Source organism: Shewanella sp. GD03713 (assembly GCF_029843705.1).
GTDB lineage: Bacteria > Pseudomonadota > Gammaproteobacteria > Enterobacterales > Shewanellaceae > Shewanella.
The window spans coordinates 3,563,577-3,576,927 of the sequence record NZ_JAOCIW010000001.1; the positions used below are offsets into that span (position 1 = coordinate 3,563,577).

General features: G+C 49.1%; 9 protein-coding genes and 1 tRNA gene. 3 read left to right on the forward strand and 7 right to left on the reverse strand.

The window, feature by feature from the left end; all coding sequences use genetic code 11:
* The first annotated feature begins 93 nt into the window (after positions 1–93).
* A tRNA-Ile gene (locus N5E87_RS15665) sits at positions 94–170 on the forward strand.
* A 227-nt stretch (positions 171–397) separates the two neighbouring features.
* Here N5E87_RS15665 and N5E87_RS15670 read toward each other — a convergent pair.
* Positions 398–2,518, reverse strand: a complete 2,121-nt coding sequence (locus tag N5E87_RS15670; RefSeq protein WP_086903107.1) for a methyl-accepting chemotaxis protein — start codon at positions 2,516–2,518, stop codon at positions 398–400.
* A gap of 419 nt (positions 2,519–2,937) precedes the next feature.
* Here N5E87_RS15670 and N5E87_RS15675 point away from each other — a divergent pair, with 419 nt between their 5' ends.
* Complete coding sequence (locus N5E87_RS15675) at positions 2,938–4,488, forward strand: peptide MFS transporter (RefSeq protein ID WP_086903106.1); 1,551 nt, start codon at positions 2,938–2,940, stop codon at positions 4,486–4,488.
* A gap of 368 nt (positions 4,489–4,856) precedes the next feature.
* Complete coding sequence (locus N5E87_RS15680; protein WP_224020880.1) at positions 4,857–5,915, forward strand: LLM class flavin-dependent oxidoreductase; 1,059 nt, start codon at positions 4,857–4,859, stop codon at positions 5,913–5,915.
* A gap of 52 nt (positions 5,916–5,967) precedes the next feature.
* Here N5E87_RS15680 and gabT read toward each other — a convergent pair whose 3' ends face one another.
* The 6 genes from gabT to potA all read right to left on the reverse strand — a co-directional run bounded on the left by gabT (position 5,968) and on the right by potA (position 13,231).
* Complete coding sequence (gabT, locus tag N5E87_RS15685; RefSeq protein WP_086903105.1) at positions 5,968–7,245, reverse strand: 4-aminobutyrate--2-oxoglutarate transaminase; 1,278 nt, start codon at positions 7,243–7,245, stop codon at positions 5,968–5,970.
* A 63-nt stretch (positions 7,246–7,308) separates the two neighbouring features.
* Complete coding sequence (gene gabD, locus N5E87_RS15690) at positions 7,309–8,757, reverse strand: NADP-dependent succinate-semialdehyde dehydrogenase (RefSeq protein ID WP_086903104.1); 1,449 nt, start codon at positions 8,755–8,757, stop codon at positions 7,309–7,311.
* A 57-nt stretch (positions 8,758–8,814) separates the two neighbouring features.
* Positions 8,815–10,101, reverse strand: coding sequence for an FAD-binding oxidoreductase (locus N5E87_RS15695; protein WP_086903103.1), 1,287 nt, complete (start codon positions 10,099–10,101; stop codon positions 8,815–8,817).
* A gap of 279 nt (positions 10,102–10,380) precedes the next feature.
* Positions 10,381–11,196 (reverse strand): ABC transporter permease subunit, encoded by an 816-nt coding sequence (locus N5E87_RS15700; RefSeq protein WP_011623664.1) that lies wholly within the window; start codon positions 11,194–11,196, stop codon positions 10,381–10,383.
* The gene (locus N5E87_RS15705) at positions 11,193–12,098 is read right to left on the reverse strand and encodes an ABC transporter permease subunit (RefSeq protein WP_011623665.1); all 906 of its coding nucleotides are present in this window, start codon (positions 12,096–12,098) and stop codon (positions 11,193–11,195) included. The genes N5E87_RS15700 and N5E87_RS15705 overlap by 4 nt, the downstream gene beginning before the upstream one ends.
* On the reverse strand, positions 12,095–13,231 hold the full coding sequence (gene potA / locus N5E87_RS15710; RefSeq protein ID WP_011623666.1) for a polyamine ABC transporter ATP-binding protein: 1,137 nt from the start codon (positions 13,229–13,231) through the stop codon (positions 12,095–12,097). The genes N5E87_RS15705 and potA overlap by 4 nt, the downstream gene beginning before the upstream one ends.
* Positions 13,232–13,351 lie beyond the last annotated feature (120 nt).

Consider the following 13,351-nt stretch of genomic DNA (forward strand, 5'->3'; position numbering starts at 1 on the left):
ATTCGGTGAATTTCATCAAAAAACACGGGTGACAAGCGCAAACAAGCTTAGTATACTGCCACTCGCTTTAGGTAATGACGATTGCCTTTAGTCGGCCCCTTAGCTCAGTTGGTTAGAGCACACGACTCATAATCGTTAGGTCCACGGTTCAAGTCCGTGAGGGGCCACCACCCAATTCAACAAAAAAGCCCATTTGATAATGGGCTTTTTTGTGTCTGTCATCTGTCGATACTCACTCATACCCACGAGCTTCATTTCCGATAACCACTCAAATGTGATTTCAATTTGCCTTTTTAGGCTATTGCTAAAATAAGACCAAAAAACAAAGGCGCTTAATGAAATTCACTTAAGCGCCTTGGTGACTTTCCCTTGTGCACGCTGTGCAAGGGTACTCGATTTAGGTCTTTAACTTACCTAATTGTTGATGCTGCTGTTTCACCAGTTCGGCAAGGACCACACTGCTTTGCTGCGCTTCACCCGCAAGGCGCGCCAGCTCCGAGGCCGAATCGGAAATTCCGGTGATATTACGATTAACTTCTTCAGTTACCGCGCTTTGTTCCTCCGCGGCGGCGGCAATATGCGTCACCTGAGAGGAGATTTCCTCTATCTGACTGACCATAGAATTAAGCGATGTGAGCGCTTGCTCGGTTTGCGACACGGCCATTTGCGCACGCTCAGCACCTTTATCAATAATGCCAGAGGCGCTATTTACCTCTTGCTGCAGGGCATCGATCAGCACGCTGATATCATCGGTCGAACTTTGGGTTTTAGAGGCAAGCGCCCTCACCTCATCGGCCACCACGGCAAAACCCCGTCCTTGTTCACCCGCCCGCGCCGCCTCAATTGCGGCGTTCAAAGCCAGCAAGTTAGTTTGCGCAGCAATCGAGCTAATCACCTCGAGAATACGGCTGATATTCGTGCTACTTTCAGCCACTTTGCTCACCGCCACTTTCGCCTGCATTGACTCCTGCGACATAGTAGTCACATATTCCATGGCCTTAGTCAGGCTCTCTTCGCTCAGGCGTACATTGCGCGACATGGCTTCGGTTTCCGCGGCGGTTTGCTCAGAAGCTTTAGCCACTTCAAGCGCCGTAGCACTCATCTCATTGACCGCGGTGACCACGCTTTCGATTTCGCCATACTGACGATGGACACTATCGCGGGTCAATTCCGCAATTTGCGCCGAGGATAAGCTTTCTTCCTGAGTGCGTCCCGCGAGTGTTTTTAACTCGCTGATCAAGTCTTTCAACTTATGGATAAAGGAGTTAAAGCCTTTACCCAGTGCAATCAGTTCCGCATGGGCATCGACCACAATGGATTGGGTTAAATCACCATCGGCACTGGCCAAGTGTTCCACACGGCCTTGGATCATCTTGAGCGGCGCAATAATGCTGCGGATCACTATGCTGATGGTAACCACGGCAAGAATAGACACGGCTAAACCGACCATCAACAAGATGCTGCCAAGGGATGTGGCCATTTCATCCATTTTGTCGTTCAACTCAATAGAACTCTTAAAGGCTTGAGCCTTAGGGACTTGGATAGCCAATGACCATTCCGCTTTCGCCAGTGGGATTTTTATCGGATAGGCCACGATAATCTCATCATCGTTTGCCATATAGCCGCCATTTTTATGTAGTGCGACTATCTGCGAGGCAAGTTTAGGGTCAATAGATTCGCTCAGAGGGCGTGCTTTTTTGCTGTAATGACTCGCGGCAACCACTAACCCACGGGTACTGAGTAAGGTTACCTTGGCTTGACCGTCGTAAAGACTCTTAGACAATTTATCGATTAGGGCCTGAAATACGGGCAAGTTCACATCGACACCCACCACCCCAATGAACTGCTTATGCTTGACCACTGGCACGGTCAAAGAGGTCATCAGTGCATTATTACCTGGGGTGATTTCATAGAGATAGGGCTCCATCAAACAAGGCTTTAAGGTTTCCTTAGCACAGAGATACCATTCGGCTTCACGGATCCCAAACTCGTTTAAGGTCGTGACATATTTTTCAGCTGAATCATCTACTTGATTATGCTCGACCGTGCCATCATCGTTGCGAGTGTAGTACACCTCCAATGATCCCGATGAGGCGACGCTATGGCTAACCTCGACATTTAAAAACTCACTGTCGAGCCCGTCGTAACCATTAGGCTCAAACTGCGCGTACATGGAGGATATCTGGTTATTTTTCTTTAATACCGCCGCCACGGCCAGCTCTAAGCGATCACGCTTTAATGGCAACTCTTCCGCGGTGCTCTCTAACATGCCGGAAAAAGAGTACGGGATCCGATAGGCTTCATTGATAAATCCCGCCACCATCTCACCATATTCGCCCGCACGAGCTTCGAGTTTGTCACGGGTTTCGGTTTGTAATGTCTCTTGAACCTGATTAGACAGCTCTGTGTTTTGGTCCGAAAGGGTCCACCAGAGGCTGATGGAAAGAATGGCAACAATTGAGAGGAATAAGGCGGAAGTGATCCACAACAACTTAGTACTGATGGACAAATGCTTCATCGAGTAAACTCCAAAAGATAGAAGGTCAAGAGCCTAATTATTTTGATCTAGTTCATTTTTATTTTTGCTTCTCAGTTTAAAAAATAGCACTCAGTCACGAGATTACCAGCCTTTAAGATAGTGAATTGTTAAGCGTAAGTAAAACTTTTCACTGACTCATTTGGCGTCAATCTTCACTTTTATCTCCATCGCTGAAAGTTTGATATTTATCGCGAAATGCCATGGGGTGATAAGACAAAACTCACAATCAGCCTCAGTTAACTGGCCGACACTTTTTTACAAAAATTAATTCCAGATTAAAAACACCCATTTCATTTGTAACAAAGTCTATTCTTTGGCGTTGTGGCATTGGTTTGCGCAGGCTATCGCCTTATACTCTTGGCCTTAAACACAAAACAACAATAACGGAAGCAAGCTTTATGACTCTTGGTACCAATCAGGTAAGCAAGACACATTCGTTTATGACTGTGTCACTTATCGAATTATGGGAACGTTTTGGTTATTACGGCATGCAAGCGCTGATCGTGTACTTTATGGTACAGCGTCTTGGCTTTGATGACTCCCGTGCAAACTTAGTTTGGAGTGCCTGTGCGGCGCTGATTTACGTGTCGCCAGCCATAGGTGGTTGGGTTGGGGATAAAATTCTCGGCACCAAACGCACTATGTTGCTCGGTGCGGGGATTTTATCTGTCGGCTATGCCCTGATGACAGTGCCGACCGAAAACACTTGGTTTATGTTCTCCGCTCTTGGGGTGATTGTGGTCGGTAACGGCCTATTTAAACCCAATGCCGGTAACTTAGTCCGTAAGATTTACGAAGGTGACGATTCTAAAATCGATAGCGCCTTTACCATCTACTACATGGCGGTAAACGTAGGTTCAACTTTCTCTATGCTGTTAACGCCTTGGATTAAGGACTATGTTAACGCGCAATATGGTAACGAATTTGGCTGGCATGCCGCTTTTGCCGTGTGCTGTGTGGGCCTAATCGTCGGCTTAGGTAACTATGCCCTGATGTATAAGAGCCTCGCCAACTATGGTTCAGAGCCTGATACTCGCCCCGTCAACAAAAAGAATCTTGTGATCGTATTGATATTAGCGGCACTTTCCGTTGTTGCTTCGGCCATTATTCTTGAATATGAAGATGTTGCCCGAGTATTCGTGTATGCCGCGGGTGTGGCAGTATTAGGGATTTTCTTCCACTTAATTCGTACCAGTGAGCCAAGTGAGCGTGCAGGCCTTATCGCAGCGCTTATCCTCACAGTGCAAACCGTCTTCTTCTTTATCTTCTATCAACAAATGTCGACTTCGCTGGCCCTGTTTGCGCTGCGTAACGTCGATTGGGATTTCCAAGTCTTTGGTACCCATTTATGGACTTGGTCTCCTGCACAGTTCCAAGCACTTAACCCAATCTGGATCATGGTGTTAAGCCCAGTGTTGGCTTGGAGTTATTCATGGGCTGGTCGTAATAATAAAGACTTTTCGATTGCCGCTAAGTTCGCTTTAGGTTTTGCGGTTGTCGCGATTGGCTTCTTTATCTACGGATTTGCAGGACAATTTGCCGTTGAGGGTAAAACCTCTTCTTGGGTAATGATCTGGGGTTATGCCTCTTACTCACTCGGCGAACTGCTGGTGAGTGGTCTTGGTTTAGCCATGATCGCCCGCTACGTACCGGCTCGCATGGGCGGCTTTATGATGGGCGCGTATTTCGTGGCATCGGGTATTTCCCAGTACTTGGGCGGCGTTGTGGCAAACTTTGCCAGCGTGCCACAGGACTTAGTCGATCCACTGCAAACTCTGCCCGTCTATACCAATCTATTCAATAAATTAGGTATTGCAGCCGTGGTTTGTACTTTTATCGCCTTAGCCGTATTACCACTGATGCGCCGTTTGACCGAAAGTCATCACGCCCATAACAGTATTGAAGATAACGCGGCGGCCTCACTACGTGATGTGAAAGCCGAGCAATAATCCTTCATTCACATAAGTCATATGTGAGCAATAAAAACTGCCGACAAGCCCCGCTTGCGGCAGTTTTTTTATACCTTTAGGTTACTGCTCATCACCAAACAATCTGAACTTTCTGTGCTGATTTTTCATGCATCGGCTTGGGATAAGGCTTTCACCCCTGTTTGCAAAACTAAGATGTTCGGTTCCAATTTTAACTCAGTGTTAAGCTAAAGCCTTGAGCTTGTTTATCGTTGATACGTCACCATATCCTAGGGTAAGACTCCATCAGCACTGACAGAACAATCGCTTTAGCGCCCACCACATTCATCCGTGGGAGACAAATAAAGCCGTTGCTACAGGGCTGACACACGCTAAGAGGCGCTTAATTTATGGCTACATCATCTACTTCAACATCATCTGTCATCCCATCGCAGGCTGTGCCCGCGGCTAAATCTCCCCTGGCGGAGATTCCCTTTTCACTGTTAGAGCTTGCCCCTGTTCGCTATGGCGCCAGTATCGGAGACACGCTACGCGCCAGCCTGCAATACGCTAAGGTGGCCGATGACTTAGGCTTTAATCGTTTCTGGTTTGCCGAGCACCACAATATGCCCGGTATCGCCAGCGCCGCGACATCGGTATTAATTGGCTATATTGCCGAGAATACTAAACGCATTCGCGTCGGCGCGGGTGGGATTATGCTGCCCAACCATGCGCCCCTAGTGGTTGCCGAGCAGTTTGGTACGCTCGAGAGTCTTTATCCTGGCCGTATCGATTTAGGGCTTGGCCGCGCCCCTGGGAGCGATCAAATCACCAGTCGCGCCCTTAACCGCGATATGAGCCGCGCGGAGCAATTTCCCGCCGAGGTGAGCGAGTTACAAACCTTACTCGGCGACTACAATGGCCATCATCCCGTGAGAGCGATTCCCGGCGAAGGCACCCATGTGCCGATATGGCTACTTGGCTCTAGCCTGTTTAGCGCCCAGCTTGCGGCACAGCGCGGCTTACCCTATGTCTTTGCAGGGCATTTTGCACCAAGGTTCCTCTACGATGCGATTGAGATTTACCGCCGCGACTTTAAGCCATCTAAGGTGTCGGATAAGCCCTATGTCATGCTTGGCCTGCCGCTTATCGCCGCCGAGACAGATGCCAAAGCCGAATACTTGAGTACCACCTCCAAGCAACGGGTACTTGCGCTGATCCGTGGTGAGGCGCTTTGGTTAAAGCCCCCCGTGCATAGCATGGATGGCCTATGGAGCGAGCAGGAAAAAACCTATGTCGATAACTTCTTAGGCTTATCCGTCACCGGTGGCCCCACCACAATCAAGCACCGCTTAGAGATGATAGTGAAAGAACTAGGTGTCGATGAGTTTATCTTTACCAACGATTTGTATGATCAGGACAAACGTGAGCGAGCACTGCAAATCCTGATGGAAATTAAAGGAAATTAAGCGTTAAACCACGCCATAAAAAATCCCGCCTAAGCGGGATTTTTTATCTCTGTTAACCTTTTAACACGGCATCGAAGCAGGCCTTAAGAATGCCCAGCCCCGCTCCAAGCTGCTCGTCTGGCACTGTCAATGGCACCAAAATCCGCAGCACGTTTCCGTAGGTGCCGCAGGAGAGGAGAATCAATCCTCGGTTTCTTGCTTCGGCTAAGATTTGAGCACAGTACTGAGGTGCAGGTTTGCCATCTTCCATTAATTCAATGGCGATCATCGCCCCTAGACCACGCACATCGGCAATTTGTGGATGTTCGACTTGCATGGTATTTAACGCCGACTTAATCCGCTCGCCAATCGCATTGGCACGCTCAAGCAGCTTTTTCTCTTCAAACACCTCAAGTACAGCAAGCGCCGCCACACAGGCCAGCGGGTTACCACCGTAGGTGCCGCCAAGGCCACCGGGACCAATAGCATCCATGACTTCAGCTTTACCCGTAATACCTGAGAGTGGGAAACCACCAGCAATGGATTTCGCAAAGGTGGTGATATCGGCGCTCACGCCCATTTGCTCCATCGCGAAGAAGGTCCCCGTGCGACCCGCCCCCGTTTGCACTTCATCGGCGATAAGCATAATGCCTTCGCGGTCACAAAGTGCACGTAAACGTTGCATAAAGGCTGGCGAAGCGGCATAAAACCCGCCTTCGCCCTGCACAGGTTCGAGAATAATTGCGGCAATATCACTTGGCTCCGCATCATTTTTAAAGATGCGTTCGATAGACGCCATCGCATCATCATCGGACACGCCGTGTAGCGCACAGGGAAACTCAGCGCGGAACACATTAGCCGACATTAACCCCATACCTTTACTGTAAGGCGCAACCTTTCCCGTTAACGCCAGTGCCGCCATAGTACGACCATGGTAACCCGAGGTAAAGGCAATCACGCCCGCCCGCTTAGTGTATGCCCGAGCAACTTTAACTGCATTTTCAACCGCTTCTGAGCCGCTGGTAAATAAGGCTGTCTTCTTGGCAAAATCCCCCGGCACTAACTGATTCAGTTTTTCACAGACTTGAATATAGCTTTCATAACCCAGCACCATAAAACAGGTGTGGGAGAAGTCCTCAAGCTGCGCCGCAACAGCCGCCTTAACCTTAGGATGTAAATGCCCAGTGTTGAGCACAGCAATACCACCGGCAAAGTCGATAAACTCTCGACCTTCAACATCCCACACACTCGCGTTTTCAGCGCGGGCAGTAAAAATTGGGTGAATTTGACCCACTCCACCAGCTACAGCGGCTTGGCGACGTGCCATTAATGAATCATTAGTTGTGCTCATTTTGTGTTCCTTACTTGCATTCCCAACTTGCTGAAGTCGCATTGCCTGTCAAGCGTCAGTCACTTAAACAGACATACAGATATATTTGATTTCTAAATATTCTTCGATGCCGTACTTAGAGCCTTCTCGGCCGAGCCCTGAGGATTTCATTCCGCCAAACGGCGCGACTTCGGTGGAGATCAACCCAGTGTTGACGCCTACCATGCCGTATTCCAATGCCTCGGCCACTTTCCACACTAAGGAAATATCACGGCCATAAAAATAAGCCGCTAACCCAAACTCGGTATCATTGGCTTGCTTAATCACATCGTCCACATCGGTAAACTTAAACAGCGGCGCCAGTGGGCCAAAGGTTTCTTCACGGGCCACGCGCATACTGCTATCGACATGCGTCAGTACCGTGGGCTCGAAGAAGTTGCCGCCTAAGCTATGGGGCTTACCGCCCGCGACTACTGTCGCCCCTTTACTGAGCGCATCCTCAAGATGACTCTGGACTTTTTCGACCGCCGCGCGATTGATAAGCGGTCCTGTAGTGACGCCTTCAGTAATCCCCTCACCGACCTTTAATTTACCCACGGCAATGCTGAGCTTGCGAGCAAATTCGTCATACACACCCGCTTGGACATAGATGCGGTTAGCGCAGACACAGGTTTGCCCCGCATTGCGATACTTAGCGATCATGGCGCCTTCAACCGCCGCATCGATATTGGCATCGTCGAATACGATAAATGGTGCGTTACCACCTAATTCTAAAGATAATTTCTTCAGAGTCGGCGCGCATTGCTCCATTAACTTAATACCCACTTGGGTCGAGCCAGTAAAAGACAACTTACGCACGACTGGGTTACTACACATCTCATTACCAATGCCGATAGCATCACCAGTGATCACACTGAACACACCCGCAGGGATCCCTGCGCGCTCGGCAAGCACGGCTAAGGCTAATGCGGTAAAAGGCGTTTGCGGCGCAGGTTTCACCACCATAGTACAACCAGCTGCCAGTGCTGGCGCGGCTTTGCGGGTGATCATCGCCGCAGGGAAGTTCCAAGGAGTAATAGCCGCAGTCACGCCCACGGGCTGCTTGATCACCATGATGCGTTTATCGCCCTGATGCCCTGGAATCGTATCGCCATAGACGCGTTTCGCCTCTTCGGCGAACCATTCAATAAAGGAGGCGGCGTAGGTGACTTCACCCTTAGCTTCGGCGAGGGGTTTGCCCTGCTCAGTGGTCATCATTAGCGCTAAGTCATCACTGTTTTCATTGAGTAATTCAAACCAGCGACGCAGCTTAGCACCACGCTCTTTTGCGGTAAGCGCTCGCCATGCGGGCAAGGCTGCTTCGGCTGCCGCTATCGCCGCTTGAGTTTCGGCTTGCCCCATCACAGGGACACTGGCGATCACCGCGCCCGTCGCGGGATTGGCGATAGCGACAGTTTCTTTTGACTGTGCATCGCACCACTGACCATTGATATAACATTGCTGACGCAGCAGACTCGGGTCTTTTAACAACACAGGAAATTCCTCTCGCGGCGAGGTAATGCCTTACCTCGTATAAAAAATTCAAATAAATTAGATACCTAATTTATCTCTTAGACTGTAATACCATGCCCCCAGCGCACTAAAAGGCACACGTAAGGCGTGACCGCCGGGGAAGGGATAATGGGGCAGCGCTGCAAAAGCATCGAAACGCGTGGCTTGACCATTGAGCATTTCGGCAATTAACTTGCCTGCCAAGTGGGTATAAGTGACGCCATGGCCACTACAACCCTGTGAATAATAGATATTTTTACCAATACGGCCGACCTGTGGTAAACGCGATAAGGTCAATAAAAAGTTACCCGTCCAAGCGTAATCAACCTTAACCCCTTTTAACTGTGGGAAAGTTTTGAGCATATTCGGGATAATCAGGGATTCGATATCCGCAGGGTCGCGGGCACCATAAACAACACCACCACCGTAGATCAGACGCTTATCGCCAGACAGCCTGAAATAATCAAGCAGATAGTTACAATCTTCGACGCAGTAGTCTTGGGGCAACAGACTTGCAGCCAACTCTTCGTCTAAGGGTTCTGTAGTGATCACCTGAGTGCCACAGGGCATTGATTTAGCTTGTAATTCAGGCATAAGTTTACCGAGGTAAGCGTTTCCCGCCACCACCACAAACTTGGCTTTTACGCTGCCCTTAGCGGTGTGCACCACAGGGCTATCGCCTTCATCGACCCGCAATACAGCTGAGTCTTCAAAAATCTTTCCGCCGAGGGATTCTACCGCGCGGGCTTCACCCAAGGCTAAATTCAGCGGATGAATATGGCCGCCGCTCTTATCTAACATACCGCCGACATAGCGCTCAGTATTTACCACAGAGCGAATGCTGTTTGCATCGAGCAGCTCCAGCTTGCCCACGTGACCATGGCTTTCCCATAACTGCTTTTGATGGCGTAAATGGCCCATTTGCTTTTCGTTCATCGCCGCAAATACACCGCCATCCTTTAGATCGCAGTCAATGTTGTACTTAGCGATACGTTCACGGATGATGCGTCCGCCCTCGAAGGCCATTTGTCCAAAAAGCTTGGCTTGTTCTTTGCCGACGGTTTTTTCAATGGTATCAATGTCACGGCTATAGCTGTTGACGATTTGTCCGCCATTACGCCCCGAGGCTCCCCAGCCAATTCGCGCCGCTTCGAGCACCACCACACTAAAACCCAATTCGAGTAAATGCAGTGCGGCAGACAGGCCTGTGTACCCCGCGCCAATCACACAAACATCGGCTTCAATCGATTCCTGTAAACGCGCGCGCTCAACCTTATCGTTGGCCGATGCCGCATAATATGATCCAGTGTGAGGTATGGCTGACATGATGTTCCCTTGATTTTTATGTTCATTATTTTAAACAACTATCACATCCTACACCTTCAAATCGGGAAACACTAGCCATAAAAGCACAATAATTTACACAATGTTTGATATTTCAAACAAAGTATCCTTGATGCCTTAAACGGATTTGAAAATTACTGTGGAGGCACAGATAAGAAGACTTGGAGGGCTGAGAGAAGGATGGCCTTGGCAATCAAGGCCATCCTTCTAGCGAGAGAAGACAACTCAGTGTTTGTTCGCTCTGTGTTATAGCACCACTTATTAGTTCAGTGGCATACGCTCACGTTTTTCGGCGCGTCTTGCCATATACCATGACAAGAAAGCGATTAACGACACACATAGAATGATAAGAGTTGCCAAGGCGTTGATCTTAGGCGATACCCCCAAACGCACCGAGGAGAACACCACCATAGGTAAGGTGGTCGCGCCTGGGCCTGAGGCAAAGCTTGCGATCACTAAGTCATCGAGTGACAGACTAAAGGATAACAACCAGCCCGCCACTAATGCCGGTGAAATCATGGGCACAGTGATCAGGAAGAAGGTCTTAAGCGGCGTTGCGCCTAAATCCATTGCCGCCTCTTCGATTGACATGTCTAACTCACGCAATCTTGACGACACCACCACAGCCACATAGGCCGCACAGAAGGTCGAGTGGGCAATCCAAACGGTCACCATGCCGCGCTCTTTCGGCCAACCTAAGAGATCCGCCATATGCACAAACAGCAACAACAATGACAGACCCGTGATCACCTCAGGCATAACCAAAGGCGCAGTGATCATGTTCGACAACGTGAGCTTGGCCCAAGAGCGCTTAAACCGCGTCATCACAAAGGCAGCCATAGTGCCGATAATCACCGCCATGGTTGAGCTATAAAACGCAATCCGAAGGCTGGTCCACACCGCATCGAGAATTTGCTGATCGGCAAATAACTCACCGTACCATTTAGGTGAAAACCCGCCCCACACTGTCACTAACTTAGATTCGTTAAAAGAATAAATCACGAGGATCAACATAGGTGCGTACAAGAAGAACAAGCCGAACCACAGCATCACCGAAGAAAAACTCAGCTTTTTCATAGGTCTTTCTCCAAACTACGCGCCTGATAGCGATGGAATAAGGTAATAGGAATAATCAAGAGTGCCAGCATCACAATCGCCAGTGATGAGGCCACAGGCCAGTCACGGTTATTGAAGAATTCCTGCCACAGCACTTTACCTATCATCAGAGAATCTGGGCCGCCGAGCAGCTCAGGGATCACAAACTCCCCTACCGCAGGAATAAACACCAGCATAGAACCTGCAATCACCCCGCTCTTAGATAATGGGAAAGTGATTTTCCAGAAGGTATTTAAACGGCTCGACCCTAAGTCAGATGCAGCCTCAATCAGGCTCATATCTAACTTCACTAAGGTCGCGTACAGCGGCAAAATCATAAAGGGCAAATAGGCGTAGATAATCCCGATATAGACGGCGATGTTAGTGTTTAAGATTTGCAATGGCTCAGAAATGACTCCTAACCACATCAATGTGTTATTGATAATCCCCGTGTTACTTAAGATCCCCATCCAAGCATAAACGCGGATTAAGAACGAGGTCCAAGAAGGTAACATCACCAATAACAACAACACGGTTTGCAACCTTGCTGGCGCCCGGGCAATGGCATAGGCCATGGGATAACCAATGATCAAACAGCCAATGGTCGAAATGAGCGCCATTTTTAATGAACTGAGATACGCGGTGTAATATAGCGAATCATCAAGTAACATCAAATAGTTACCTAAATGCAGAAAGATGTTTAATACATCATCCGCATATTGGAAGGTCGCCTCGTAGGGCGGAATCGAAATCGCCGCCGTCGAAAAACTGATCTTAAGAACAATGGCAAAGGGCAAGGCGAAGAACAACAACAGCCAAGCATAGGGGAAGCTAATCGTCCAGAAACGTCCCTTAAGCCATTTTAGTTTTGACTTCATCTTCATGATCTTAACACCACGCCACTGGTGTCCTCCCAGCTGATGAACACTTCATCGTCCCATGTCGCATGGTCGGCACGGCGTTCACGGTTGGTCATACTGCATTGCACTATTTGGCCATTCTCGAGGCGAATGTAGTACACCGAAATGCCACCTAAGTAGGCGATGTCGTGCACTATACCCTTGGCCCAGTTGTACTCGCCCTCGGGTTGCTCACGGCTGATAATGGTTTTTTCGGGGCGTACCGCTAACCACACATGCTTTTCTTCGGCACTGGTCGTTACCCCGTAACCCACATAGAAAGGCTGGGCTAAATCATTGGGTTTAATGATGAGATGGTCGACTTCGTCCACTTCAATCTCGCCGCCAAAGAGATTCACTGAACCGATAAATTCAGCAATCATGCGGCTGTTTGGACTCTCGTAAATGTCCATAGGTGAGCCAGTTTGGGCAATCCAACCGTCGCTCATAATCGAAATGCGTCCCGCCATGGTCATGGCTTCTTCCTGATCATGGGTCACCATTACACAGGTCACGCCAACACGCTCAAGAATCTCAACCACTTCTAACTGCATTTGAGTACGCAGCTTTTTATCCAGTGCACCCATAGGCTCATCGAGTAGCAATAATTTAGGACGTTTCGCGAGGGAGCGGGCTAACGCCACCCGTTGACGCTGACCGCCGGAAAGCTGATGCGGCTTACGTTTGCCATATTGCTCCATATGCACCAACTTGAGCATTTCTTGCACCCTTTGCTCAATTTCCGCTTTGGGTAACTTATCTTGCTTTAAACCGAAGGCGATATTTTGCGCGACCGTCATATGGGGAAAGAGCGCATAAGACTGGAACATCATGTTGATGGGACGTTCGTAGGGTGGCAAATCGGTAATATCTTCACCATCGAGAAAAATCCGCCCAGAGGTCGGTCTTTCGAACCCCGCGAGCATACGCAATAAGGTCGACTTACCCGAGCCAGAGCCCCCAAGTAAAGCAAAAATCTCACCTTTATTAATCGTCAATGATACGTCGTCAACCGCGCGTACATCGTCGAACAATTTACTGACCCGCTCAATCTTAAGCAGGACTTTTTCTTGCGTCTTTGTAGTGGGTTTGTTGGTGACGCCCGAGGTGCTTGCCATAGTACTTCTCCACCCGAGTATTGATGCGACAAGGCGTTCAATACTTGAGATTTACACAATGAATTAATGAATAGAGATAAAATCTGTAGGCCGAATGCTCAAGGAGCAAGGCAATGTCTG